Annotated in this window: 25 protein-coding genes; 10 read left to right on the forward strand and 15 right to left on the reverse strand. The window is 64.9% G+C overall.

The features are described 5' to 3' along the window. The 10 genes from ACOOE2_RS13145 (at position 1) to ACOOE2_RS13190 (ending at position 9,689) form a co-directional block, all read left to right on the forward strand. The gene (locus ACOOE2_RS13145) at positions 1-921 is read left to right on the forward strand and encodes an alpha/beta hydrolase (protein WP_420383441.1); all 921 of its coding nucleotides are present in this window, start codon (positions 1-3) and stop codon (positions 919-921) included. After that, the gene (locus tag ACOOE2_RS13150; protein ID WP_420383442.1) at positions 921-1,310 is read left to right on the forward strand and encodes a C-glycoside deglycosidase beta subunit domain-containing protein; all 390 of its coding nucleotides are present in this window, start codon (positions 921-923) and stop codon (positions 1,308-1,310) included. The genes ACOOE2_RS13145 and ACOOE2_RS13150 overlap by 1 nt, the downstream gene beginning before the upstream one ends. Positions 1,311-1,412: 102 nt before the next feature. Beyond that, positions 1,413-2,042 carry a gluconate 2-dehydrogenase subunit 3 family protein gene (locus ACOOE2_RS13155; RefSeq protein ID WP_420383443.1) on the forward strand — a complete coding sequence of 210 codons (630 nt, stop codon included), beginning with the start codon at positions 1,413-1,415 and terminating at the stop codon, positions 2,040-2,042. A 14-nt stretch (positions 2,043-2,056) separates the two neighbouring features. Further along, entirely contained in the window at positions 2,057-3,742 is a 1,686-nt protein-coding gene (locus tag ACOOE2_RS13160; RefSeq protein ID WP_420384613.1) for a GMC oxidoreductase, read from the forward strand. 112 nt (positions 3,743-3,854) lie between these two features. Beyond that, positions 3,855-4,010, forward strand: coding sequence for a hypothetical protein (locus ACOOE2_RS13165; RefSeq protein WP_420383444.1), 156 nt, complete (start codon positions 3,855-3,857; stop codon positions 4,008-4,010). 118 nt (positions 4,011-4,128) lie between these two features. Continuing rightward, positions 4,129-4,914, forward strand: coding sequence for a 2-keto-4-pentenoate hydratase (locus ACOOE2_RS13170; RefSeq protein ID WP_420383445.1), 786 nt, complete (start codon positions 4,129-4,131; stop codon positions 4,912-4,914). A gap of 4 nt (positions 4,915-4,918) precedes the next feature. Continuing rightward, on the forward strand, positions 4,919-5,860 hold the full coding sequence (locus tag ACOOE2_RS13175; RefSeq protein ID WP_420383446.1) for an acetaldehyde dehydrogenase (acetylating): 942 nt from the start codon (positions 4,919-4,921) through the stop codon (positions 5,858-5,860). After that, positions 5,857-6,906: a 4-hydroxy-2-oxovalerate aldolase gene (dmpG, locus tag ACOOE2_RS13180; protein ID WP_420383447.1), complete on the forward strand. Its 1,050-nt coding sequence runs from the start codon at positions 5,857-5,859 to the stop codon at positions 6,904-6,906. Before ACOOE2_RS13175 ends, dmpG begins: the two co-directional genes overlap by 4 nt. Positions 6,907-7,233: 327 nt before the next feature. Beyond that, positions 7,234-8,388 (forward strand): integrase core domain-containing protein, encoded by a 1,155-nt coding sequence (locus ACOOE2_RS13185; RefSeq protein ID WP_420381167.1) that lies wholly within the window; start codon positions 7,234-7,236, stop codon positions 8,386-8,388. Positions 8,389-8,516: 128 nt separating this feature from the next. Then, a complete protein-coding gene (locus tag ACOOE2_RS13190) occupies positions 8,517-9,689 on the forward strand; it encodes an FUSC family protein (RefSeq protein WP_420383448.1) in 1,173 nt (390 codons plus the stop codon). Between the two features lie 13 nt (positions 9,690-9,702). Here ACOOE2_RS13190 and ACOOE2_RS13195 read toward each other — a convergent pair whose 3' ends face one another. From ACOOE2_RS13195 to ACOOE2_RS13265, 15 genes are all read right to left on the reverse strand, one after another. Beyond that, a complete protein-coding gene (locus ACOOE2_RS13195; RefSeq protein WP_420383449.1) occupies positions 9,703-11,301 on the reverse strand; it encodes an MFS transporter in 1,599 nt (532 codons plus the stop codon). Positions 11,302-11,369: 68 nt separating this feature from the next. Continuing rightward, on the reverse strand, positions 11,370-12,920 hold the full coding sequence (locus ACOOE2_RS13200) for a FadD3 family acyl-CoA ligase (protein WP_420383450.1): 1,551 nt from the start codon (positions 12,918-12,920) through the stop codon (positions 11,370-11,372). Beyond that, entirely contained in the window at positions 12,917-14,119 is a 1,203-nt protein-coding gene (locus ACOOE2_RS13205; protein WP_420383451.1) for an acetyl-CoA C-acyltransferase, read from the reverse strand. The genes ACOOE2_RS13200 and ACOOE2_RS13205 overlap by 4 nt, the downstream gene beginning before the upstream one ends. A gap of 11 nt (positions 14,120-14,130) precedes the next feature. Next, positions 14,131-14,508 carry a nuclear transport factor 2 family protein gene (locus ACOOE2_RS13210; protein WP_420383452.1) on the reverse strand — a complete coding sequence of 126 codons (378 nt, stop codon included), beginning with the start codon at positions 14,506-14,508 and terminating at the stop codon, positions 14,131-14,133. Between the two features lie 5 nt (positions 14,509-14,513). Continuing rightward, on the reverse strand, positions 14,514-14,972 hold the full coding sequence (locus ACOOE2_RS13215) for a MaoC family dehydratase (protein ID WP_420383453.1): 459 nt from the start codon (positions 14,970-14,972) through the stop codon (positions 14,514-14,516). Next, a complete protein-coding gene (locus tag ACOOE2_RS13220) occupies positions 14,969-15,754 on the reverse strand; it encodes an SDR family oxidoreductase (RefSeq protein ID WP_420383454.1) in 786 nt (261 codons plus the stop codon). Before ACOOE2_RS13220 ends, ACOOE2_RS13215 begins: the two co-directional genes overlap by 4 nt. After that, positions 15,751-16,929 carry an acyl-CoA dehydrogenase family protein gene (locus ACOOE2_RS13225; RefSeq protein WP_420383455.1) on the reverse strand — a complete coding sequence of 393 codons (1,179 nt, stop codon included), beginning with the start codon at positions 16,927-16,929 and terminating at the stop codon, positions 15,751-15,753. The genes ACOOE2_RS13220 and ACOOE2_RS13225 overlap by 4 nt, the downstream gene beginning before the upstream one ends. Then, complete coding sequence (locus tag ACOOE2_RS13230) at positions 16,926-17,981, reverse strand: acyl-CoA dehydrogenase family protein (RefSeq protein ID WP_420383456.1); 1,056 nt, start codon at positions 17,979-17,981, stop codon at positions 16,926-16,928. The genes ACOOE2_RS13225 and ACOOE2_RS13230 overlap by 4 nt, the downstream gene beginning before the upstream one ends. A 1-nt stretch (position 17,982) precedes the next feature. Continuing rightward, positions 17,983-18,888, reverse strand: coding sequence for an SDR family oxidoreductase (locus ACOOE2_RS13235; RefSeq protein WP_420383457.1), 906 nt, complete (start codon positions 18,886-18,888; stop codon positions 17,983-17,985). An 11-nt stretch (positions 18,889-18,899) separates the two neighbouring features. Further along, positions 18,900-19,352 carry a nuclear transport factor 2 family protein gene (locus ACOOE2_RS13240; protein WP_420383458.1) on the reverse strand — a complete coding sequence of 151 codons (453 nt, stop codon included), beginning with the start codon at positions 19,350-19,352 and terminating at the stop codon, positions 18,900-18,902. Between the two features lies 1 nt (position 19,353). Continuing rightward, entirely contained in the window at positions 19,354-20,505 is a 1,152-nt protein-coding gene (locus ACOOE2_RS13245; RefSeq protein ID WP_420383459.1) for an acetyl-CoA C-acetyltransferase, read from the reverse strand. Then, a complete protein-coding gene (locus tag ACOOE2_RS13250) occupies positions 20,498-21,523 on the reverse strand; it encodes an acyl-CoA dehydrogenase family protein (protein ID WP_420383460.1) in 1,026 nt (341 codons plus the stop codon). The genes ACOOE2_RS13245 and ACOOE2_RS13250 overlap by 8 nt, the downstream gene beginning before the upstream one ends. Before the next feature lie 10 nt (positions 21,524-21,533). Next, positions 21,534-22,679: an acyl-CoA dehydrogenase gene (locus ACOOE2_RS13255; RefSeq protein WP_420383461.1), complete on the reverse strand. Its 1,146-nt coding sequence runs from the start codon at positions 22,677-22,679 to the stop codon at positions 21,534-21,536. Continuing rightward, positions 22,679-23,434: an enoyl-CoA hydratase family protein gene (locus tag ACOOE2_RS13260; RefSeq protein WP_420383462.1), complete on the reverse strand. Its 756-nt coding sequence runs from the start codon at positions 23,432-23,434 to the stop codon at positions 22,679-22,681. Before ACOOE2_RS13260 ends, ACOOE2_RS13255 begins: the two co-directional genes overlap by 1 nt. 10 nt (positions 23,435-23,444) lie before the next feature. Next, positions 23,445-24,488: an NAD(P)H-dependent flavin oxidoreductase gene (locus tag ACOOE2_RS13265; RefSeq protein ID WP_420383463.1), complete on the reverse strand. Its 1,044-nt coding sequence runs from the start codon at positions 24,486-24,488 to the stop codon at positions 23,445-23,447. Positions 24,489-24,497 lie beyond the last annotated feature (9 nt).

The following is a 24,497-nucleotide window of genomic DNA, read 5'->3' on the forward strand; positions in this document are numbered from 1 at the left end:
ATGAAACCGAAACATTTTCAGCAGCATCTTGTCGCAAGCCTGGTGCTGGCCGGCGCCGCCCTGCCGGTTGCCGCGTTTGCACAGCTGCCCGGCATGGGCACCGAGGCCTTGCCGGCACCGGTGCAGCCCGACACGGTGGACCTGCCCGCGCCTGCCGCGCCGCAAAAGGAAGTCTGGCACCTCGATGACGGACGCTTCGGGGTCCGCAATGTCACCCGGCCAACCCTGACCGCGTTCCGCCCGGCGGGCCACCACAGCCGTGCGGCGGTGATCATCGCACCCGGCGGTGCGTTCCTTGGCCTGGAAATGGAAAAGGAAGGCTGGGACGCGGCGCGCTGGTTTGCCAACCATGGTATCACCGCCTTCGTGCTGAAATATCGCACGTTGCCAACGCCCGCCGATCAAAAAGTGTTTGTTGCCGAACTCGACAAGATGATTCACGGACAAAAAGCGGTGTTTGCGCCCCCAGGTGAGACGCCCAAGGACGCTCTAGACGACGGGATCGCGGCGCTTCGCCATGTGCGAGCCCATGCTGCGGCGTTCGACATCGATCCGCACAAGATCGGTTTCATGGGCTTTTCGGCGGGCGGTCTTCTGAGCCGCAGCGTCGTGGAGAAAGGCGGCGCGGACAAACCCGATTTCATCGCCCCGATCTATCCCAACATGGGCCCGATGGTCGTCCCGGCCGACGCGCCGCCGATGTTCGTCGCGATCGCCGCCGACGATTTCCTGCTGGCGCGGACCAAGGGCCTGCCGCTGATCGAAAGCTATCGCGATGCGGGCAAATCGGTAGAATTCCATATGTTTTCGACGGGTGGTCATGGTTTTTCAGTAGGACCGGCCGGGTCGCCCGAACAGGGTTGGATGGATGTCATGCTGCGTTGGCTGCACACGCGCGGCTTTGTAGAAAGTGCAAACTGATGTTCGACAAATATATCATCGATGCGGCGACCGTTCGTAATAGTGGCCCGGCTGACGCGCCCACCGGATTTTCTTTTGTTACCAAACTGGGCTATTATCGCGGCCTGGGCCTGTCGATGATCGAAGAGCTGCAGGTTTCGCTCGACGGCGTCGAGCTGCCGCGCGCAGCTGTCACGTTCGACGAAGGCAAAGGTCCGCTGACGCTGGACGAGATGGAAACGGCGTTCGACCGCCGCTGGCCATTCGGTGCACCCGCGACAATTACGGTCGCATGGCCGGGCGGCTTTCCCGCTGGCGAACATACGCTGGCGCTGCGCCAACGCCTGCGCATTTCCTACATGCCGTTTCCTTCGTTCAACACCGACGAAAAACTGGTGACAGTGGCGTGAGCCATCGCCTTTGCATGGGCATGATCGGCGGTGGCCCGGGCGCATTCTTGGGCCCGGGCCACCGCATCGCGCGCTCAACCGCAAATTGATAGGAACTGTGCCATGAGCGGGTGGATTCGGCGGGATTTTCTGGGCGGTGCAACGCTGTTCGCGATAGCCGCGGGCATCCCGGTTACCGCCGCGCACGCCATGTCGCCCGAACCCGGCGAAGCCCCGACCGATCGGCAACGGCGGCTGCTGCGCGAGGTGAGCGACCTGGTGATCCCGGCAACGCACACCAAAGGCGCGGGCGAGCTGGCGGTGGGGGACTTTGTCCTGATCGCGCTCGCACACGGGCTTGAAGGCACCCGCCAACCGCTGTCCCTATATGCCACAACGCCCGGGTTTTCCCCGTTTTTGCGCAGCGACAAGTCCCTGCGCCATGTCGACTGGCTGGAAAGCGTGCTCGACCAGCGCGCGCATGGGGATTTTCTCAAGCGTCCGGCAACCGAACGCAGCGCCATCCTCGCCGCGCTCGATGCGCAGGCCTATCCGCCTGGCCCGCCGGCTGCCGACCCCTCGCCGTGGTGCAGGATCAAGACCCTGATCCTCATCGGGTATTACACCACAGAGACCGGCGGGTCGCAGGAACTGCGTTACGAACCCGTGCCCGGCCGATTTGACCCCGACGTTCCCGTAACCCCTGGAACCCGCGCGTTTTCGAACGATTGGACTGCGGTGGATTTCGGGTGATGGAAAGCATGACCATGCAATTTGACGCAATCGTAGTCGGCTCGGGCATCACCGGCGGCATGGCCGCCAAGGAACTGACCGAGGCCGGCCTGAAGGTGCTGATGATCGAACGCGGTCGCGAAATCCGCCATCAGCAGGATTATGACACCGAAATGAAGGCGCCGTGGGAGATGCCGTTCCGCGGTTCGGGCGATGCCGAACTCTTTGCGCGCGACTATCCGGTGCAGATGCTCAACCGCAGCTTCACCGAATACACGCAGGGCCACTTCGTCAACGATCGCGAAAACCCGTATGCAAGCGCGCCCGGCACCGATTTCACCTGGTTTCGCAGCTATCAGCTCGGCGGCCGCTCGCTGACCTGGGGCCGCCAGTCCTATCGCTGGTCCGACTATGACTTTGGCGCCAACGCGCGCGATGGCCATGGCACCGATTGGCCGATCCGTTACGCCGACCTTGCCCCCTGGTACGACAAAGTCGAACAGTTCATCGGCGTATCCGGCGCCGCAGAAGGCCTTAAACAGCTTCCCGACGGCCGCTTTCAGCCAGCGATGAAGCTCAATATCGTTGAGCAGGCCTTGCGCGAGCGGATACGCGCCAAATGGCCGGAACGGTGCCTGACGATCGGTCGGACTGCCAACATGACCGAAGCAAAGCCCGACGAAGGCCGCAGCAATTGCCAGAACCGCAATATCTGCGCGCGCGGGTGTTCGTTCGGGGCCTACTTCTCGACCCAGTCGAGCACGCTGCCTGCGGCGATGAAGACCGGCCGTTTGACGCTGATCACCGACGCGGTCGTCGAAGCGGTCGAATATGACGCGGCCAACAAGCGGGTGACCGGCGTGCGCTGGGTGGACACCAAGACCAAGGCGCGCAACCGCGCGACATCGCGCATGGTGTTCCTCAACGCCGGCGCTTTCAATTCCGTCCACGTCCTGCTCAATTCCGCGACGCAAGCGGCGCCGAACGGCCTTGCAAATTCCAGCGGCGTGCTCGGCACGCATATCATGGACCACGCCAACACGCTTTCGGCGATGGCGCTGATCCCGGGTTTCGAAGCGCACACCACCTTCGGCAACCGGCCGACCGGGACCATCCTGGCGCGCTATCGCAATATGGATGTCATGGACGGGATCGGTCACACGCGGGGCTATTCGTTTCAGGGCGGCGCGCTTCAGCCGACCTGGACCCAGGGCAAGCGGATGGCGGGCATCGGTGCCGGCTACAAGGATACGCTGCAAAAACCGGGCATGTGGAAAATGGTCATGGTCGCCTTTGCCGATTGCGTGCCGCGGCCAACCAACCGCCTCACCCTCGACCGCACGCGCACGGATGCCAACGGGCTTCCCATGCTCGATATCGCATTTGCTTTCGGCAAGGAGGAGCACGCCGCTCTCGCCCAGGCCCGATCCGACGCGGTAGAAATGATGACGGCTGTCGGGGGGCAGGTTATCGTCAGTTCGGATCAGCCCGGCGCCGGCGGGACAGCGATCCACGAAATGGGCGGAGCGCGGATGGGCCACGATCCCAAAACATCGGTGCTCAACAAATGGAGCCAGGCGCATGATGTCGCCAACCTGTTCGTGACCGACGGCGCGCAGATGAGTTCGTCGGCGTGCCAGAACCCATCGCTGACATACATGGCACTGACCGCGCGCGCCTGCGACTATGCAGTCGGGCAATTGAAAGCCGGAGCGATCTAAGGGCGCAGGACGCCCCCCGCAAAACGCCTCCGCCGGATTATCGCTGGCGAGCCTTCCACGCGATGCGACCATCGACAATGGTCATGGTCGGGGCGATTTTGCCAGGTTCGGCGTGCGTTTGGATGGCGGCGACCGACCCTGCCGCGCCGCTGATGATACCGGCAGGCGCAGATGCTGTGCAGTGGATGGCCCAAGCCCGGTGATGAGCGACAGCGCGGTCGATGTCCTGGCGCAATCGGGCTGCTATCTCGACGTGCCGCGCGACTGATGCGGCATTGGCCGGCCAGCTGCAATCATCTCACATCGTGAGATTTTGCCTGGCCGGCCGTCTGGTGTCCGCGCGCGGCAGGCATTAGACCAGTCGCCAGGATACCAGAGGATGCCGGATGACCACCCCGACCCATGAGGACCTCGCGCAGCGGTTGCGCGATGCATACACCAGCGGCGCGGTGGCGCCGATGCGCGACGGGCTCGGCCCGGTCGATGTCGCAGGCGCCTATGCGGTGCAGACGTTGAACACCCGCTTTTGGCAGGCGCAGGGCCGGCGCATCGTCGGGCGTAAGGCCGGGCTGACCGCCAGGGCCGTGCAGATGCAGCTGGGCGTCGATCAACCCGATTTCGGCGTGTTGTTCGAAGACATGCGGATTGCCGATGGCGGCCATCTCGATCCTGCGACCTGCCTGCAGCCCAAGGTCGAGGCGGAAATCGCCTTCGTGCTCGGCGCCGACCTGCCCGATCCGCAGTCCACGCCCGAACAGGTCGCGGCCGCCGTGACCAGCGTTCACGCTGCGATCGAGATTGTCGATTCACGCATCACCGACTGGAAGATCGCCTTTGCCGACACCGTGGCTGACAACGGGTCATCGGCGTTCTTCGTGCTGGCCGATGCGGGCAAGCCGCTCGATGGCCTCGATATCTGGACCGCGGGCATGGTCATGCAGATCAACGGTGCGATCGTGTCGCTGGGCGTCGGGGCGGCGGCACTTGGCCATCCGCTCAAGGCGGCGGCCTGGCTGGCGCAGACGCTGGCTGCGCGGGGCGAGCCGCTGCGCGCGGGCGACGTGCTGTTGGCCGGCGCGCTTGGCCCGATGGTCACACTGACCCCGGGCGACCGGGTCGAAGCGTTTGTCGGCGGGCTCGGCTCGTGCGCATTTACTTATGCAAAAGGCTGATATCATGTCTAAAATAAAAGTTGCGATCATCGGCTCCGGCAATATCGGCACCGACCTGATGATCAAGATCATGCGCCTATCCAGCGTGCTGGAAATGGGTGCCTTTGTCGGGATCGATCCCGCCAGCGACGGGCTCAAGCGCGCCGAACGGCTTGGCGTGCCGATCACGTCCGACGGGATCGACGGGTTGATCGCGATGCCGGAATTTGCCGATATCAGGATCGTGTTCGACGCCACCAGTGCCGGCGCGCATCACCACAACAACGAAGTGTTGCAGGCGCACGGCAAACGCGTAATCGACCTGACCCCTGCGGCAATCGGGCCCTACACGATCCCGCCGGTCAACGGCGACGACCATCTCGATGCCCCCAATGTCAATATGGTGACCTGCGGTGGCCAGGCGACAATCCCGATCGTTGCCGCGGTCAACCGTGTTGCCAAAGTGCACTACGGCGAGATTGTCGCCTCGATCAGTTCGAAGAGCGCCGGCCCCGGCACCCGCGCCAATATCGACGAATTCACCGAAACCACCAGCCAGGCGATCATCGATGTCGGCGGCGCCACGCGTGGCAAGGCGATCATCGTGCTCAACCCCGCCGAACCGCCGCTGATCATGCGCGATACCGTCTATTGCCTGTGCGAGGATGCCGACCGCGAGGCGATCCGCGAGAGCGTTCATGCGATGGTCGCGCAAGTGCAGAGCTATGTTCCGGGCTATCGCCTGAAACAGGCGGTGCAGTTCGAAAGCATCGGCGACAACCAGCCGTTGCGCATTCCCGAAATGGCCAGCACGGGCAGCACCTCGTTTACCGGACTGAAAGTCAGTGTCTTCCTCGAAGTCGAGGGCGCGGCGCATTACCTGCCGGCTTATGCCGGGAACCTCGACATCATGACTTCGGCCGCGCTCAGGACCGCCGAAAAGATCGCCGAAAGGATTGCGGCATGACTTTGGATCCCATCACGCAGAAACTGTATATCCAGGACGTGACGCTGCGCGACGGCATGCACGCCATCCGCCACCAGTATGGGCTGGACCATGTCAAGGCGATCGCGCGCGCGCTCGATGCGGCAAAGGTCGATGCGATCGAAGTCGCGCATGGCGACGGGTTGCAGGGGTCGAGCTTTAACTATGGGTTCGGCGCACACACCGATTGGGACTGGATCGGCGCGGTGGCCGAAGTGCTGGAACACAGCGTGCTGACCACCTTGCTGCTGCCCGGCATCGGCACCGTGCACGATCTGAAACATGCCAGTGAAATGGGCGTCAAATCGGTGCGCATCGCCACGCATTGCACCGAAGCCGACGTGTCGCGCCAGCATATCGAGGCCGCGCGCAACCTGGGCATGGACGTATCGGGCTTTCTGATGATGAGCCACATGAGCAGCCCCGAAGCGCTGGCGCAGCAAGCCGTGCTGATGGAAACCTACGGCGCGCATTGCGTCTATGTCACCGACAGCGGCGGCGCGATGAACATGGACGAATACGCCGCGCGGTTGCAGGCTTATGACCGCGTGCTGAAACCCGAAACGCAGCGCGGGGTGCATGCGCATCACAACCTGAGCCTGGGCGTCGCCAATTCGATCGTCGCGGTGCAGAACGGCGCGATCCGCGTCGATGCCAGCCTGGCCGGAATGGGCGCGGGCGCGGGCAATGCGCCGCTCGAGGTGTTCGTCGCCGCGGCTGATCGCATGGGATGGAACCATGGCTGCGATCTGTATGCGCTGATGGATGCAGCCGAAGACCTGGTGCGGCCGTTGCAGGATCGGCCGGTGCGGGTCGATCGCGAAACGCTGATGCTCGGCCATGCCGGCGTCTATTCCAGCTTTCTGCGCCACGCCGAGAAGGCCGCCGAAGATCATGGTGTCGATGCCCGTTCGATCCTGGCCGAAGCGGGCCGGCGCAAGATGGTCGGCGGCCAGGAAGACATGCTCGTGGATATCGCGCTGGATCTGGCGAGAGCCAAAAGCGGAAGCGCGCAATCGGCGGCGTGACCGGACATTCCCCCCTCCCCTTCAACCCGGAGGCGCTAAGGTAAGGGGCCTCCGGCGGCCAAAGGCCAAGGGCCCTTGGATCCCGTGTTTGTCTGGAAATGCTCGCCATCCGGGCATTTGCGTCCGCCGCAACGCGGCAGATTGTCTCCCGCCGCAGTCGTCAGAAGACCAGGCAAGCGTTCGACGCCAACGCCGAAATAACGGGTTCCAAGGGCGATGGCCGGTATAGACCGGCTACATAGGTAACACTTTGGACCGGCAACATGGGTAACAGTTCAGAGTATCGGGCGGGAGGACCGTTCGATGCCCTTTACAGGTCAAAGTGTTATGGACAGCCGGCTTGGGTTTGTGGCTGCGTGCCTCAAGAAAGAGGTGCCGATTGGTGATTTGTGCTCGCAGTACGGGATCAGCCGGAAGACGGGGTACAAATGGCTTTCACGTTATCTGGAGCTGGGAGCGTTGGGTCTGTCGGAGCAGAGCCGGGCGCCAAAGACGATACCCTGGCGCATAGACGCACAGACCGAAGCGGCGATCCTAGGGCTTCGCGAGCGCTTTCCGACATGGGGGCCGCGCAAGCTGCTGGCGCGCCTGGCGCTGGATGTTCCGGATGGGCACTGGCCAGCGGCAAGCACGATCGGCGACCTTTTGCGGCGCAAGGAACTGAGCCAGACGCGGCGTATTCGGCGCTCCGGGGGCGCGGGCCATGGCCAGCCGGCGATCCCGCAGGCCGCCAACGAGATATGGTCTGCAGATTTCAAAGGCTGGTTTCGGACAGGTGATCGTGTGCGCTGCGAGCCGCTGACGATCACTGACAATTACAGCCGCTACCTGATCCGCTGCGAGGCCGTGCCACGCGCCGACATGGAAAGCGTCATTCCACTTTTCGAACAATCTTTCAAAGAGTTGGGTTTGCCAGCATCGCTTCGCACGGACAATGGCCATCCGTTCGGGATGAGCCGGGGGCTCGGCGGACTGACCCGGTTTTCAGTGTGGTTGGTGAAGCTTGGCGTCATGCCCGAATACATAACCCCGGGCCGCCCTGATCAGAATGGTCGTCACGAGCGGATGCATCGTACCCTTGCCGAAGACACCGCCGCACCACCGGCAGATACGCTGCGTGAACAGCAGGCCCGGTTTGACACCTGGCGGCACCTCTACAACACCTACCGCCCTCACGAAGCACTGGGACAGATCTGCCCGGCGTCGGTCCACACAGCCTCGACCAGGCAGTTTCCCGACAAGATCGACGCATGGGACTATCCTGACGACCACTACGTCCTGCCCGTCACAGCCAAGGGTCTGGTTCGCTGGCGCGACAAAACACTCTACATCACTGAAGCTTTGGCCAACGAAACCGTAGCCATCGTCCAACGCGACAATGGAGACTGGACCGTACGCTTCCGCTGGATCGATCTGGCAACCCTGAGTGATCAGTCAGCCCAGATTGTGGGTTCAAAGCTGGCTCGTACGAGCCAGCTTTGAACCCACAATCTGGGCCAAATCTGTTACCTATGTTGCCGGTCTAAAATGTTACCTATGTCTCCGATTGCACCGCCCTTGGCCGCCGGAGGCTCGTTTGTGCTTGTCTTCACGCTTATGGGCTAACAACCTTGGTACCCGGCGGCCGGCTGTTCGGCGGGCGCCATGTTCGCTATGGCGGCGCGATGCAGCCTGCCGCCGATACCCGCCTGAAGTGGCTCGCGCGTGAATTGGGCGCGCTCGTCACGCCGGGACCACGGTTGCTCGACGAAGTCGAATGCATTGTCTCGGTGCTGCTCGCAATCCTGATTGCGCATGGCATCGGCGCGACGAATGTCAGCTGGGCCGCGTTTTCGGGCTATATGGTGATGCGCAGTCACCTGTCGGAATCCATGCTGCGCGGCGTGTTGCGGATCATCGGCACGGCGCTGGGCGCGGCTATGGCGCTCGCATTGGTGCCGGCGGTTGCCGGATCGACGCCGCTGGTGTCGATAATCGGGGCGCTGATCGGCGCGGCGACGCTGTATGGCGCGCTGACCGGGCGCAATGCCTATGGCTGGCTGTTCATCGGGCTGACGTTCGAAATGATCCTGTACGGCGCGGTCGAACACCCGGGGCACGCGTTGCTGCCATTTGCCGCGACGCGCATTGCCGAAGTCGTGGCGGGTACGGCGGCGTGCCTGATCGTCAATGTCGTGTCGCAATTCACCGCGCGCCGGCGCTGGCCGGTGGGCACCAGCCCCGCACCGCGCCTGCCCGGCGGGTGGCACCCGCATGCGGCGCGCCATGCCGCGCAGGCGGCACTCGCGCTCGCGCTGATCCCGTGGCTGTGGCACGTCTGGCACATTCCCGAGCTGGCGCAGAGCACGGTGACAGTCATGGCGGTGCTGCTGGTGCCAATGTCGAGCATGGGCACGCATGGCTTTGCGCTGGTCGGCCGGCGGCTGGTGTACCGGATTGCCGGCTGCCTGTCGGGCGCGGTGCTGGCGGCGGTGTTCCTGATCGCGGGGCGCGGGCACGCGGTGACGCTGATTGTCGGCACCGCGCTTGGCGTGTTCATCGGGCGGCATATCGAAAACGGGCGTGGCGACCGCGCGTATATCGGCACGCAATTCACGCTCGCCATTCTCGTGACACTGGTGCCCGACAGCTATGCGATTGCCGAGATCGGCCCGGCGCGCGAACGGCTGATCGGGATCCTGATCGGCATGGCCGTGCTGGTGCCGGTGATGGGGCTGTGGCGCGTCATCTGGCCGGGAGAGGCGGCGCCTGGCGCGCGCCAGTCAGGCTCGCTCGATGCGTAAGCCGGTATCTCTTCTAGAAATCCAGCGAGCGCCTGCGCGTTTCGGGCATGAACACCAGCATCGACACGAAACTGATCGCGGTGAACACAAACGGATACCACAGGCCGGCGAACAGGTTTCCGGTCGCGGTCACGATCGCAAATGCGCTGAACGGCAACAGCCCGCCGACCCAGCCGACCCCGACATGGTAAGGCACCGACATCGCGGTATAGCGGATGCGCGTGGGAAACAGTTCGACCGCCGCGGTCGACAGCGGGCCATACAGCAGCGCCGCGCTGACGCCGAACACCAGCATGAGGCCAAACAGCGCAGCGGCATCGGGCACCGCCTTGTCCGGATAACCCGCCGCCGTCAGCGCCGCGCGCGCCCGCAGCCTGAAATCCGCTGTGCCCGGCGACCCGACCACGAGCGAACCGACTTCGATCTGCGCCGGGGTGCCCGTCGGCGCTGCGCGCTGGCCATACGAGACACCGGCACCGACCAGGAACGCCTTCGCCAGATTGCACGACGAATGGAACTGGGCCTTGCCCACCGGATCGAACGCCGTCACGCAATCGGCGGGATCGGCCACGACCACGATCGGCGCGGTGGCCTGCGCCGCGGCAAGCCCCGGATTGCCTGCGGTCTGCATCGCATGAAACGCTGGGAAATACGCCACCAGCGCGAGCAGCATGCCTGCCAGCATCACCGGCTTGCGCCCGATCCGGTCCGACAGATACCCCGCCAGCACGAACAGTGGCGCGGTGAGCAGGACCACACCCATCAGCAGCGCGCCGCTGAGCCTGGGATCGAGCCCCAATGATTTTTCGAGGAACACCTGCACGTAGAAATAGGCGGTGTAGAACACCGCGCCTTGCGCGCACATCATGCTGAAGAACGCCACCGCGATCAGCCGCAGATTGCCCGCATCGCCAAACGTTTCGCGATAGACCGCGCGCGCAGGCCCCCCGCCTGTGCCTTCAAGCGCCGAAAACAGCGGGCTTTCGGTCATCTTCAGGCGCATGAATACCGAAATCGCGAGCAATCCGGCCGAAGCCAGAAAGCACAGCCGCCAGCCCCAGGCATCGAACGCAACCGCCCCCAGCCCGGTGCGCAACGCCAGCACCACCGACAGCGCAACCAGCAGGCCGATGGGCGCCGACATCTGCACGAACGAGCCCAGATAGCCCCGGACCGGCGCCGGCGCATGTTCGGCCACCGAAATTGCCGCGCCGCCATAGACACCGCCAAGCGCGGTGCCCTGGACGATGCGCGCCAGGATGACCAGCACGGAGGCCGCGATCCCGATCTGGCCATACGTGGGCAACAGGCCGATCGCAAACGTCGCGCCGCCCATCATCATCACCGTGATCAGGAAGGCGGATTTGCGGCCCAGCTGATCGCCCACCCGCCCGAAGATCAGCGCGCCGAGCGGCCGAAACACGAACCCTGCACCGAACAGCGCCAGCGCCGCGATATACGCCGCCGTCGGGGTCAGCCCGGCAAAGAACTTGGCCGAAATGACCGGCGCCAGCGTGCCAAAGATATAGAAATCGTACCATTCGAACGCGCTGGCCGCCGCCGAAGCGCCGACCACCAGCCCCATATTCGATTTTGCCTGAACGTGCTTCATCTGCAGACGTTAGCAGCCTCAAGGACGGTCTGACCAGCGTTCGGCAGGAGCCGGGTCCGCCCGCAGAATTATACGACGCGATCGCGCAACCGGGTCTTCAACACTTTGCCTGCGGCATTGCGCGGAAAATCGGCCACGATCACGAACGCACGCGGAACCTTGTAATTGGCCATCGTCTCGCGCGACCAGGCGGTCAGGTCCGCCGGGCTCGCCTGCGTCCCGTTGCGCAGGATCACGAACGCCTGGCCCACTTCGCCCAGCCGCGCGTCGGGCACGCCGACCACGGCTGCCTGCGCCACCGCGGGGTGCGCGCACAGCAGGCTTTCGACCTCGGCGGGATAGACGTTGAACCCGCCCGAGATGAACAGGTCTTTCTTGCGATCGGTGATCGCCAGATAGCCGCGCGCGTCGATCGTACCGATATCGCCGGTGCGCAGCCAGCCGTCGGCGTCGATCGCCTCGGCCGTTGCGACAGGATCATCGAGATAGCCGCGCATGACGGCGTGCCCGCGCACCCACAATTCGCCGGCCTGCCCCGGGGGCAGGTCCGCGCCGCCCGCGTCGACGCAGCGCACTTCCAGCCCCGGCATCGGATAGCCGCAGGTATACGCCACAGTCTGCGCGTCGTCGCCCCGCCGGGTCATCGAAATGACGCCGCATTCGGTCATGCCGTAGCCGTTGACGACGTTCTGCATGCCCAGTTCTGTCCGCATGCGATCGACGAGCGCGGGCGGCACCGGCGCCGCGCCCGTCACGGCCACGCGCAACGAGGAAAAGTCGGGTTTGCCTGCCACCGCCTGCAACAACGACTGGTAGATCGTCGGCGGTCCGGGGATGAACGTGATCCGGTTGTGTTCGATCTGGCGCACGACTTCGGCGGTATCGAACGTCGTCATGGGCAGGATCGTCGCGCCGCGCACCAGGCACGCGACCCAGCCCGCCTTGTAGCCGAACGTGTGGAAGAACGGGTTGACGATCAGATAGCGATCACCTGCACGCAGATCGACGCGCACGGCCCAGTCGCCAAAGCTTTGCGGCACCTGGCGGTGCGCGGTCAGGGCGCCCTTGGGCCGCCCGGTGGTGCCCGAGGTAAAGATGACGTCGCAGATATCATCGGGGCCGACACCGGCCAGCGCCGCATCGACCGCCGGATCATCGCTGCCCTGCCCGCGCGCGACGAACGCGGCAAAATCGCGGTCGATCGCGATGACTTCGCGCAAGTCGGGCAAGTCCTCCCCCGCGATCAGCGCGGCATAATCCTGACCCAGGAAATCCGCCGGCGCAAACAGCAATCGCGCCTGCGAACGGCGCAGGATATCGCCCGCTTCGCGCGCTTTGAAACGCGTGTTCATCGGCACGATCGCAGCGCCCACGCTTTGCGCGCCCAATGCCGCGAGGATCCATTCACGCGTGTTGGGCGCCCAGATCCCGACACGGTCGCCATGGCGCAGCCCGGCGGCAAGCATGGCCGATGCGGCAGCGCGCGCATCGGACCAGACTTGCGCAAACGTCCAGCTTTGCTCGCCCACGATCAGCGCGGGCGCATCGGGCCAGGTCTGCGCCGCGTGCGCCGCCGCCCCGGGAATGGTCGCGGGCCAGTTGCCCGGCGTTTCGGTCATGCGATTTCGAACAGCCCGGCCGCGCCCATGCCGCCTGCCACGCACATCGACACGATCACATATTTCACCCCGCGCCGCTTGCCCTCGATCAGCGCGTGGCCGACCAGCCGCGATCCGGTCATGCCGAACGGATGCCCGACCGCGATCCCGCCGCCATTGACGTTCAGCTTTTCGGGGTCGATCCCCAGCTTGCGCTGGCAATAGATCGCCTGCGAGGCGAACGCTTCGTTGATTTCGAACAGTCCGATGTCTTCGAGCCGGACTCCGGCACGATCGAGCAGTTTGGGGATGGCGAACACCGGACCGATACCCATTTCATCGGGATCGCAGCCGGCAACCTGGAACCCGCGATAGATGCCCAGCACCGGCCGGCCTTCCTGCCGCGCCATCGCCAGGTCCATGACCACCGCCGCCGATGCGCCGTCGGAAAGCTGGCTGGCATTGCCCGCCGTGATATGGTGACCTTCGGCAATGACCAGGCCATTCTTGAACACCGGTTTCAGCGCGGCAAGCGCTTCATACGTCGTGCCCGCGCGCACGCCTTCATCGGCAGTGATCGTCACGGTCTCCTTGCCGGTTTCCTCGCCCTGCTTGTCGAACAGGGCTTTCTGGACAGTAATAGCCACGATCTCGTCATCGAATTTCCCCGCGGCTTGCGCGGCGGCCGCGCGCTGCTGCGATTGCGCGGCGAAATGGTCCTGGTCCTCGCGCGAAATGCCATAGCGTTCGGCGACCACTTCGGCGGTTTCGATCATCGCCATGTAGGCATAGGGATCGTGATCGATCACGAATTGCGAGCGGTTGCGATAGGCGGGCGCATGCTTGTTCAGCGTCAGCGAGATGCTTTCCATCCCGCCCGCAATCGCCACGTCGATCTCGTTGGTCATGATCCCGCGCGCCGCAAATGCGACCGCATTGAGCCCCGACGAACACTTGCGGTCCATCGTGAACCCGCCGGTCGTATCAGGCAGTACCGAGCCATGCACCGTCAGCCGGCCCAGGTTGTAGCTTTGCGTATTCCAGTGGTTGCCCACGCCAAGGTACACGTCGTCGACCCGTGCCGGATCGATCCCGGCGCGGGCGATCGCGGCATCGACGACGTGCGCTGCCAGGACCGGCGCTTCGGTATCGTTGAACGCGCCGCGATAGGCCTTGCCGATGGCGGTGCGCGCGGTGGAAATGATGGCGGCTTCACGCATGATAGATCCTTTCAGGCAAACCCGTGCATATTGGTCGGGCCAAAATACGCCTGCATCTGCGTGACCTTGCCCGCCTCGTCGAACAGAAACGTGTCGATCACATCGACATGTTTGTCACTGCCATCCCAGTGTAGCAGCACCGAGAAGGCAAAGGCTGCATAATTTCCGGCAATGCGGATCGGACCTTCGAGCCGCAGCTTGGCGCCGGTCTGCATCGATGCGGCGTAGAACGCCTGGATCGCGTCGTGTCCGACATGCGGCGGTGACCCGATCGGGTCTTCGACGCGGCCATCGGGCGCAAACAGCGCAGCGACAGCGGCGGGGTCCTTTGCGGCAAAGGCTGCGACGTAGGCATGAACGGCGGCTTCCATAACGGCGGCTTCGGGCATCGCATTCACTCCGGAAAATACCGGCTGATCGTGTCGAGCACGCAAGCCGGTTTGGTTTGATTTTCGATTTCGATGGTTACGCGCACGACCGACTGGATCGCCAGCTTGATCTCTTCGACGCTGATGATTTCGCCTGTCGCGCGGATGCGGCTGCCGACTTTGACCGGACTGAGGAAACGCAGGCGATCCGCCCCGACATTCACCGCATGCGCAAACCCGCGCACTTCGATCAGTTCGGGCAGGAAATGGTTGACGAGGCTGAGCGTCAGATAGCCATGCGCGATGGTACCGCCAAACGGCCCTGCGGCAGCACGTTCGACATCGACATGGATCCACTGGTGATCGTTGGTCACATGCGCAAAGCCATCGACCCGCGCCTGATCGATCAGCAGCCAGTCGGTCGGGCCCAGCACAGCGCCCTCTTGGCCGATCAGGTCGGCAGGTGCCGCATAGACGCGCGTCATGCCTTCTGGCTCGAAACGGGTACGATTTCGCCGGTCATGTACGACGACAAGTCGCAGCTGAGGAACAGCATGACATTGGCCACTTCCCACACTTCGGCGGGGCGGCCATAGGCCTCGGTCTTGACGAGTTCGGCCAGGCGCTCCTCGGTCGTCACTTTGGCCAGGAACGGATGCATCGCCAGGCTGGGTGCGACCGCGTTGATGCGCACGCCGTGGTCGGCGGCTTCGAGCGCGGTGCAGCGGGTAAACGCCATCACGCCGGCCTTGGCCGCCGCGTAATGCGCCTGCCCGCGTTGCGCGCGCCAGCCGAGCACCGAGGCGTTGTTGACCATCACGCCCGCGCGCCGCTCGTACATCGCGGGCAGAAACGCGCGGGTCATGCGGAACAGGCTGGTCAGCGTGACGTCGATCACGCGGTGCCACTGGTCATCGGTCATCGCGATCACATCGACTTCGCCGCCGAGGCCAGCATTGTTGATCAGCACGTCGACATGACCGAATGCGGCAAGCGCTGCGTCACGCAAGGCTTGTACCGCCGCTTCGCTGGTCACATCGCACACGCACGTCACCGGGCGTTCGCAACCCACTTCGGCGGCGATGCGGTCGGCGGATTCGTTCAGCCGGCGCTCGTGAAAATCGCTGATCAACACGCGCGCGCCTTCCTCGGCGGCGCGTTTGGCGACGGCAAAGCCAATGCCGGTGCCGGCGGCTGCGGTCACGACGACCGTCTTGCCTTTCAGCAGGCCGAGCGGCGTGGGATAGGCGGGTACAGGAACGGTCACAAATCACCTCTCGGTTCGCGCGGCAGGCCCAAGCCCCGTTCGGCGATCAGGTTGCGCTGGATCTGGTTGGTCCCGCCGTAGATCGTGTCCGACCGGCTGAACAGAAACAGGTTGGGCAGAAGGTCCCATTCGTAGGTGTCGCCATGCGTCACTTCGCCTGCCTGCCCCAGCACATCCATCGCCAGTTCGCCCAGGGTCCGCCGCCAGGTCGCCCACTGGATCTTGTACGTCAGCGCGGCGCCGTCGATCGCCGAATTGTCGGTGTTCGACAGCATCCGCAACGCGCCATAGCGCATCAGGCGCAGGCCGATTTCGGCCTTGGCGATACGCTGGCGGATCAGCGGATCGTGCGCGGCGCCATTGGCCTTTGCCGCAGCGATCACCGCATCGAGCTCGTTGCGGAACGACATCTGCTGGCCCAGCGTCGAAACCCCGCGCTCGAACGCGAGCAAGCCCATCGCAATCGCCCAGCCGCCGCCGGCCTCGCCGATCAGGCTGTCGTGCCTGCAGCGCGCATCGGTAAAGAACGTCTCGTTGAATTCGGCATCGCCGTTGATCTGGGTGATGCCGCGCACATCGATCCCCGGTTGATCGAGCGGCATCATCAGGAACGTCAGCCCCTTGGGCCCTTTCGACCCTTCGACGGTGCGCGCGATGACGAAAATCCAGTCGGAAATATGCGCGAGGCTGGTCCAGATCTTCTGCCCGTTGACCACCCATTCGTCGTTTTCCAGCCGCGCCTTTGTCCGCACCGACGCAAGATCGGACCCGGCGTTCGGTTCGGAAAAACCCTGGCAGAAGATCGTCCGGCCTGCGGCAATATCGGGCAGGAAGCGCTGTTTCTGCGCCTGTGTGCCAAAAGCCAGCAAAGTCGGCCCGGCCAGTTCGACGCCGATGTGATTGACCCGGCCGGGTACGCCCGCACGTGCATATTCCTCGGCAAAGATCACCTGCTGGGCGAGCGTCGCATCGCGTCCGCCCCATTCCTTGGGCCAGCCGATGCACGACCAGCCGTGCTCGCCCAGATGCTGTTCCCATTCCTTGCGCCGTTCCGCCTTGGCAGTCAGCGTGGTGATGCCCTTGATGTCGGCAAATGTCCCGGCCATCTGCGCCTGCAGCCACTCGGCGCATTCGGCGCGGAACAGCTCTTCGGCGGGTGAAAATCCCAGCTTCATGCTGCGGCCCCCAGGATCATGCCGGCCACCGCCTCGCGGTGGTACGCCCCGGTGCCGAGCAGCGTCTGGATCGATCGCGCGCGTTTGAAATACAAATGCGCATCGTGGTCCCAGGTAAATCCGATCCCGCCGTGCAACTGGATCATGTTGCCCGCGCACAGGAACGCGGTGTCGGCGGCAAAGCTTTTGGCCGCATGCAGCGCCAGCGCCGCTTCGTCCGAATTTTCATCGACCGCGCAGGCCGCCCACCACACGGCGGAGCGCGCCTGTTCGATCTCGACCACCATATCGGCAAGCCGGTGCTTGTATGCCTGGAACGATCCGATCGGCCGTCCGAACTGCACGCGTTCGCGCGAATAGGCGACGGTCTGATCGATCGCGGCCTGGCCTGCGCCCAAGGCTTCGGCGGCAAGACAGATCCACCCAGCGGCCAGGGCAGCCGCGATCGCGATATCACCGAGTTCGAGCGCATCGGCCGGCGCGTCCACCAGCTCCGCGCTGGCCAACGGGCGCGTCTGGTCCATCGTAACGTGCGCCGTGATCGTCACGCCTGCACCTTTCAAATCGACGATCCACGCGCCGTCTTTGCCATGGACGAGCATCAGATCGGCCACGGCGCCATGCGGCAGGTACGAAAACGTGCCCGACATCCGCCCGTCACGCACCACCGGATCGGCCTGCCACGCGGCCGTCGCGATCAGTTCGCCGCTGGCCAGGGGCGGCAGCCATGCGGATTTCTGCGCCTCGGTGCCGCCTTTGGCGATGGCCTGGGTCAGCATGACGTGGCCGAGCAGCGGCAATGCCGCGACATGCGTGCCGGCGGCCTCGGCCACCAGCGCCAGTTCGACCATGCCGAGCCCGACCCCGCCGTATTCCTCGGGCAGGCCGATCCCGGCCAGACCCAGTTCGCCGGCGAACGCGCCCCACAGTTGGCGGTCGATCCCCGTGCCAGACATCGCCGTCCGCGTGCGCGCGCTGGTCGCGTGTTCGGCAAAGAAGCCGCGCACGGTTTCGCCGATCATCCGCTGTTCTTCGGTAAAGGCGAATTCCATGTCAGGCGGTTCCCCACACTTTGCGCGGCGGGTTGCGTTCCGACACCAGCCGCGTGATCACCGGGCCCAGGTCCGCCGGGTCCCAGCGTTTGCCCGCATCGACGACCGGCCCTTCGCGCCAGCCGTCCTCCAGCATCACTTTGCCGCCCTCGATCTCGAACACGCAGCCGGTGACATCGGCGCTTTCGCTGCTGCCCAGCCAGACCACGGTCGGCGCAACATTGGCAGGGTCCATCGCATCGAATGTCGCGGCTTGCGTTGCCATCTTGTCGGCAAAGGCCAGTTCGGTCATGCGCGTGCGTGCTGATGGCGCCAGCGCATTGGCAGTGATGCCATAGCGCCCGAGTTCGGCCGCCTGGACCAGTGTCAGCGCCGCGATCCCTCCCTTGGCCGTGGCATAAGCGGCCTGCGCGATCGACCCCTGCAGCCCTGCACCCGAAGACGTGTTGATGATCCGCGCATCGGGATTGTGCCCCGCCTTCTGCTTGCCGCGCCAGTAATCGACCGCATGGCGGCTCAGGCAGAAATGGCCGCGCAGATGGACGTGCATCGTCGCATCCCATTCGTCGGGCGTTGCAGACACGAACATACGATCGCGCACGATGCCGGCGTTGTTGACCACGACATGCAGGTCGCCGAACGCGGCCAGAGCGGCCTCGACGATGCGTTTCGCGGCATCCCAGTCGGTAATGTCTTCGTAGTTTGCGATCGCCTTGCCGCCGTGCGCGATGATTTCGGCAACCACCGCGTCGGCGGCGCTGGTGTCGCGCCCCTCGCCGCCCAGCGACGTACCGATGTCATTGACCACGACATTGCCGCCCTCGGCGGCAAAGGCCAGCGCATAGGCGCGCCCCAGCCCGCCCGCGGCGCCGGTGATGATGACGGTGCGATTGTCGCAGATCCCCAATTCAACTCTCCTCAATGCGTCTGGACCGGCACGGGCAGCAGCAAGTGCTGCGACAGGTCGCCGATCAGGTCGACCAGCGCATAGTCGCGCGTGGCAAAGCGCCACTCACCGCCCACGCAGGCAAATGTATCGTGATAGCGCCCGGCAATGATCGCCTGCAGCGGCAATGCCGGCGTTTGCTGGAACACCGTATAATACGACCGGCACGTCGCAGTGTGTGCACCGTCATCGACAGCGACGATCGCATTGGTGATCACGTGCTTGGTGCGCGGGGTGCCGCACGGATGGATTTTTACGAACGCGCGCCATTCCGGCAGCATCGCCGCGCCGCCGTGCACGACGCGGCCGCCACCGAAGGTGACCTCGGCATGATCGAACAGCGCGGCGACCGCCTCCAGCTGCCCCAGATCGATCAGTTCGGCGTAGAGGTGGAGCAAGTTGGTGATATGGGTTTCGGGGCTCATCTTACAGCCGTTCGATGATCGTGACATTGGCCTGCCCGCCGCCTTCGCACATCGTCTGCAACCCATAACGCCCGCCGGTGCGTTCGAGCGCGCCCAGCAGCGAGGTCATGATCCGCACGCCGGTCGCGCCGATCGGATGGCCCAGCGCAATACCGCCGCCCTGCACATTGACCTTGTCATGCGGGATGCCCAGCTCCTGCATCCACGCCAACGGAATGCTCGCGAACGCCTCGTTGCATTCGAACAGGTCGATATCCTCCACGCGCATCCCCGCCTTGGCCAATGCGTGCTGCGTCGCAGGGATCGGCCCGGTCAGCATCCACACCGGATTGGCCGCGCGCACCGACAGGTGGTGGATGCGCGCGCGCGGTTTGAGGCCGTGCGCTTTCACGGCGGCTTCGCTGGCGATCAGCATCGCGGCCGATGCATCGCAATTCTGGCTGGCGACGCCTGCGGTAATCAGTCCGCCCTCGCGCACCGGTTTCAGCGCGGCGAGGCCTTCGAGCGTGGTTCCGGCGCGGATCGTCTCGTCGCGCGTCAGCCCCTCCAGCGGGGCGACTTCGCGGTCGAACCAGCCTGCGTCCCAAGCTGCGGCGGCGCGCTGGTGGCTGGCCAGGCTGAATTCTTCCATCGCCTCGCGGCTGATCTGCCATTTTTCCGCGATCATTTCGGCCGAGCGGATCTGGTTGACCTCTTCATCGCCATAGCGCGCGTCCCAGCCGCGCGATCCGGTGAAGGGGCTGTCGAAGCCATAGGCCTGCCCGGCAAACATCGCCGCCGAAATCGGGATCGCGTTCATCGCCTGGCTGCCGCCGGCAACGACCAGGTCCTGCGTGCCGCTCATCACGCCTTGCGCAGCGAAATGCACCGCCTGCTGCGACGAACCGCACTGGCGATCGATCGTCACGCCCGGAACATGTTCGGGCAGCCCGGCGACCAGCCACGCGGTGCGGCCGATATCGCCCGCCTGCGGGCCGATCGTGTCGCAACAACCCCACACGACGTCATCGACCGCGCCGGCATCGATCCCGGTGCGCGCGATCAGTTCGCGCAACGGGTGCGCCGCCAGGTCGGCGGGATGCAGGGCCGCCAAAGTGCCTTTCTTGCGCCCCACCGGGCTGCGCACGGCGTCGATGATATAGGCCTCAGGCATGGTTGCTCTCTCTTGCAAAAGTCGTGTCGGGCCCGAGCGGGCGGTTGAACACGCGCGCTGCCACGCGGGCGCGGTGGAAATGCGGCGTGCCCCAGCTTTGCGTGAGCGCGAGCGCGCGTTTCAGGAACAGGTGGACATCGACTTCCCATGAATAGCCCATCGCGCCGTGGACCTGGATGGCGGCACGCGCGGCCTGGTCGGCGGCAGCGAGCGCAACCAGCTTGGCCTCGGAAATTCGCGCGCGCGCATAAATGTCGCGTGCGGGGCAAACGGCGGCGGCGGCAAGCACGACGGGCCGGGCAAATTCGATCGCGACTTGCGCGCTTGCCAGGTGATGCTTGACCGCCTGGTACGATCCGATCGGCTTGCCGAACTGCGTGCGATCCTTGGCATAAGCGACCGCCAGATCGACGCAGCGCTGCGCCAGGCCCATCCCTTGCGCCGCAGCAAACAGCGCCGCCCGGTCGAGCGCGAGGTCCCAGTCCGCCGGGCCAAGGTCTTGCGCAGTGTCGAACGCGATCGTGAACAGCCGGCGCAGTGGATCGATCGTCGGCACTGGCGTCAGCCGTGCGTCGGCGCGCATGACGAGCAACGCACGCCCTTCGCGTTCGACGAGGATCGCCTGCGCGCCGTCGGCGCTGGCCACGGCCGGGTTGATCGCCGGCGCAATCGCGACGATCGACGCCGGATCGGCCAGCAGCGCATGATCGGCTGCAAGGCTGGCGAGCATCGGCATCGCGACGCCCGCGCTTTCCACAAGCGGCTCGGGCAAGGCCGCATAGCCCGCCTCGATCGCAATCAGCGCGAAATCGATTTCGGTGAGGCCCAGCCCGCCTGCGCTCTCGGGCAGCAACAGCGCCGAGAGGCCGTTTTCGGCAATCGCCGCCCAGCGCGTTGCATCGAATGCAACCTGGTCGTGCATCATTGCGCGCCACTGGTCGGGCCCGCACATGTCGCCAAACAGCGCGCGCGCGGTGCCGGCAAACATCGCCTGTTCATCGCTCAGGGTGAAATCCATGTCCGCCCCCTCAGCGTGGCAGGCCGAGCATGCGCTCGGCGATGATGTTGCGCTGGATCTCGTTCGACCCGGCATAGATCGGCCCGGCGAGCGAAAAAATGTAATCGTCGAGCCAGTCGTGCGCGCCGGGCGCCCGAAGAATTTCGGCCTCCGCGCCCAAAATGGCGAGCGCGGTCTGGTGCAGATGGATGTCCATTTCCGACCAGAAGATCTTGTTGGTCGACGCCTCCGGCCCGATCTTCGCGCCAGCGATCAGGCGCGATGCGGTCTGGTAGATCGACAGCGCATAAGCATCGGCATTGATGTGCGCGCGGATCACGTCCGCTTCGAGCGCGGGGTCGGCATCATCCTTGCGATCCTGCCACAATTGCGCAAGCGCCGCCGCCGCCACCTGATACCGCGCCGGGCTGCGCAGCATCAGCCCGCGCTCGAACCCGGCGGTCGCCATGCAGATGTGCCAGCCCTGCCCTTCGTCGCCCAGCCGGTTGAACGCGGGCACGCGCACATCTTCGAGCAGGATTTCGGCAAACCCGACATGGCCGTTGATCTTGCGGATAGGATTGCGCGTGACACCGGGCGCATCGAGCCGGAAAAAGATCAGGCTCATGCCTTTGTGCCGCTCGCTGCCGGGCTCGCGAAACAGCCCGAACGCCCAGTCGGCAAAGGCGGCACGGCTCGACCAGATCTTGTGGCCATTGAGCACATAGTCATCGCCGTCACGCCGCGCGGTCGCGCGCACGCCGGCCAGATCGGACCCGGCCTGCGGTTCGGACCACGCCTGCGCCCAGATTTCCTCGCCGCTCGCCATCGGCGGCAGGAACCGCGCTTTTTGCGCATCGCTGCCGAATTCGATCAGCGTGGGCCCGAGCAGGAAAATCCCGTTCTGGTTGACGCGCCCGGGCGCGCCCGCACGATAATATTCCTCTTCGAAAATCAGCCACTGGATCAGGTCGAGCCCGCGCCCGCCGTATTCCACCGGCCAGGTGACCATGCCCCAGTCACCCGATTTGAGCGCTGCCTCCCACGCGCGATGCGCCTCGAACCCGGCGCGGGTCGCGTCATAGTGTTCGAGCGGCGCCGGCGGCACATGCGCCGCCATCCACGCGCGGACCTGCGCGCGAAATTCGACCTGTGCGGGCGTATAGGCCAGATGCATCAGAACGTCGCCGCCTTGCCATCGCTCACGAACGCATCGCGGGCCTTCTGGCTGTCCTCGTGCATGTACATTTCAAGCGTAAAGCCCTGTTCCCAGCGATAGCCGCGATCGACATCGCGCGGTTCGAGCCCGTTCAGTGCCTCCTTGGCGATGACCAGTGCCTTGCGGCTCTTGCCCGCGATCACGCCACAAAACGCCTGTGCCTCGGCGACCAGATCGGCACGCGGCACGATCTTTTCGACCGCGCCCAGGCGATAGGCCTCTGCCACCGGGATCGTGCCGCCGGTAAAGAACGCCGCGCGCACTTTGTGCAACGGCAGCATGCGCGACAGATGGCTGGCCCCGCCCATCGCGCCGCGATCGACCTCGGGCAGCGAAAAATACGCATCGTCTGCCGCCAGGATCACGTCACTTGCCCCGCACATGCCGATCCCGCCACCGATCACGAACTTGTGCGCGGCGACGACCACCGGAATTTCCGCCTCATGGATCGCCTTGAACGTCAGGTAATTGCCGCGGTTGAGCACGGTAATGCGTTCGGGATGCGCCTGCATTTCCTTGATATCGACCCCGCCGCAGAACCCGCGCGCGGTTTCGGCTGCGCGGATCAGCACGACATGCGCATCAGGATTGCTCGACGCTTCGCGCACCAGGCCCGGGATCGACATCCAGGTTTCGCTGTCGAACGCATTGACCGGCGGCACGTCGAACACGATTTCGGCGATGCGGTCGCGGATGGTCAGGGTAATCGGCATGACAGGGTCCTCAATCGTGTTGGCACAGCGCGGCGAGCCGCGCGCGCGCTTCAAGCATCACGCGGTCGATCAGCTCGGCGCACGTGGGCATGTCGGCGATCCGACCGCCAACGATCCCGGTGGCCATCACGCCGTTTTGCATGTCGCCCTCGATCACCGCCTTCTGGATCAGCATCGGCATTGTGGCCGCCATCATCGCCTGGCGGAGCGGCACATCGCCATGCCCGGTCATGCCGCGCGCGGATTTGATAAAGTCCAGCCACGATGCACCGGTCTGGCGCTTCATCGCACGCCCCGCCTCGAACGCGCGCAGCCACATGCCCAACGGGCCCGAACGTTCAAGCCGATCGAGCAGCGGGGTTCGCACCATCCGCTGCGGAATGCCGTCCAGCCGCGTGGTGACGAGAATCTGGTCGGTCCCCGCCTTCAGATACGTCGCCTTGGCAGCGTCCGCCACCGGGCTTTCGCGCGTCAACATGAAGCGCGTGCCCATCGCGATCCCGACCGCGCCATAGGCCAGCGCCGCCACCAGCCCGCGCCCGTCGCCAAATCCGCCGGCGGCGATCACCGGCACCTGCACCGCGTCGAGCACTTGCGGCAACAGCACGGTGCTCGGCACCGACCCGGTATGCCCGCCGCCCTCGCCGCCCTGCACCGTGACCATGTCGACGCCCAGATCGACCATCTTTTGCGCGTGCTTCACTGCGCCCACGGTTGGAATGCACAAGATCCCGGCATCGCGAAACCGGCCGATCATCTTGGCATTCGGTCCCCGGCCAAAGCTGACGGCGCGCACTTGCGCGCTGTTGGCCACGATCAGGTCAACGATCGCGTCGGCGCCTGGCTGAAACGAATGGAAATTAACCCCGAACGGGCGATCGGTGCCCTGGCGCACGGCCAGGATTTTGGCCCGGCATTCATCCGGCGTCATGACTGCGGCGCCCAGAAAGCCGAACGCGCCGGCATTGCTGCTGCCGATCACCAGCGACGGTTCCGCCACCCAGCCCATCGCGGTCTGGATCACCGGCACCGTGCAGCCCAGCCTTTCAGTCAAAATGGTCTG

The sequence above is a fragment of the Novosphingobium sp. genome (assembly GCF_965214355.1).
Classification (GTDB): domain Bacteria; phylum Pseudomonadota; class Alphaproteobacteria; order Sphingomonadales; family Sphingomonadaceae; genus Novosphingobium.

Bases quoted from the DNA above. Each gene is read 5' to 3' on its own strand.
- ACOOE2_RS13145 (WP_420383441.1), top strand. From the start codon at position 1: ATGAAACCGAAACATTTTCAGCAGCATCTTGTCGCAAGCCTGGTGCTG.
- ACOOE2_RS13150 (WP_420383442.1), top strand. From the start codon at position 921: ATGTTCGACAAATATATCATCGATGCGGCGACCGTTCGTAATAGTGGC.
- ACOOE2_RS13155 (WP_420383443.1), top strand. From the start codon at position 1,413: ATGAGCGGGTGGATTCGGCGGGATTTTCTGGGCGGTGCAACGCTGTTC.
- ACOOE2_RS13160 (WP_420384613.1), top strand. From the start codon at position 2,057: ATGCAATTTGACGCAATCGTAGTCGGCTCGGGCATCACCGGCGGCATG.
- ACOOE2_RS13170 (WP_420383445.1), top strand. From the start codon at position 4,129: ATGACCACCCCGACCCATGAGGACCTCGCGCAGCGGTTGCGCGATGCA.
- ACOOE2_RS13175 (WP_420383446.1), top strand. From the start codon at position 4,919: ATGTCTAAAATAAAAGTTGCGATCATCGGCTCCGGCAATATCGGCACC.
- dmpG (WP_420383447.1), top strand. From the start codon at position 5,857: ATGACTTTGGATCCCATCACGCAGAAACTGTATATCCAGGACGTGACG.
- ACOOE2_RS13185 (WP_420381167.1), top strand. From the start codon at position 7,234: ATGGACAGCCGGCTTGGGTTTGTGGCTGCGTGCCTCAAGAAAGAGGTG.
- ACOOE2_RS13195 (WP_420383449.1), bottom strand. From the start codon at position 11,301: ATGAAGCACGTTCAGGCAAAATCGAATATGGGGCTGGTGGTCGGCGCT.
- ACOOE2_RS13200 (WP_420383450.1), bottom strand. From the start codon at position 12,920: ATGACCGAAACGCCGGGCAACTGGCCCGCGACCATTCCCGGGGCGGCG.
- ACOOE2_RS13205 (WP_420383451.1), bottom strand. From the start codon at position 14,119: ATGCGTGAAGCCGCCATCATTTCCACCGCGCGCACCGCCATCGGCAAG.
- ACOOE2_RS13210 (WP_420383452.1), bottom strand. From the start codon at position 14,508: ATGCCCGAAGCCGCCGTTATGGAAGCCGCCGTTCATGCCTACGTCGCA.
- ACOOE2_RS13215 (WP_420383453.1), bottom strand. From the start codon at position 14,972: ATGACGCGCGTCTATGCGGCACCTGCCGACCTGATCGGCCAAGAGGGC.
- ACOOE2_RS13225 (WP_420383455.1), bottom strand. From the start codon at position 16,929: ATGAAGCTGGGATTTTCACCCGCCGAAGAGCTGTTCCGCGCCGAATGC.
- ACOOE2_RS13230 (WP_420383456.1), bottom strand. From the start codon at position 17,981: ATGGAATTCGCCTTTACCGAAGAACAGCGGATGATCGGCGAAACCGTG.
- ACOOE2_RS13240 (WP_420383458.1), bottom strand. From the start codon at position 19,352: ATGAGCCCCGAAACCCATATCACCAACTTGCTCCACCTCTACGCCGAA.
- ACOOE2_RS13245 (WP_420383459.1), bottom strand. From the start codon at position 20,505: ATGCCTGAGGCCTATATCATCGACGCCGTGCGCAGCCCGGTGGGGCGC.
- ACOOE2_RS13250 (WP_420383460.1), bottom strand. From the start codon at position 21,523: ATGGATTTCACCCTGAGCGATGAACAGGCGATGTTTGCCGGCACCGCG.
- ACOOE2_RS13255 (WP_420383461.1), bottom strand. From the start codon at position 22,679: ATGCATCTGGCCTATACGCCCGCACAGGTCGAATTTCGCGCGCAGGTC.
- ACOOE2_RS13260 (WP_420383462.1), bottom strand. From the start codon at position 23,434: ATGCCGATTACCCTGACCATCCGCGACCGCATCGCCGAAATCGTGTTC.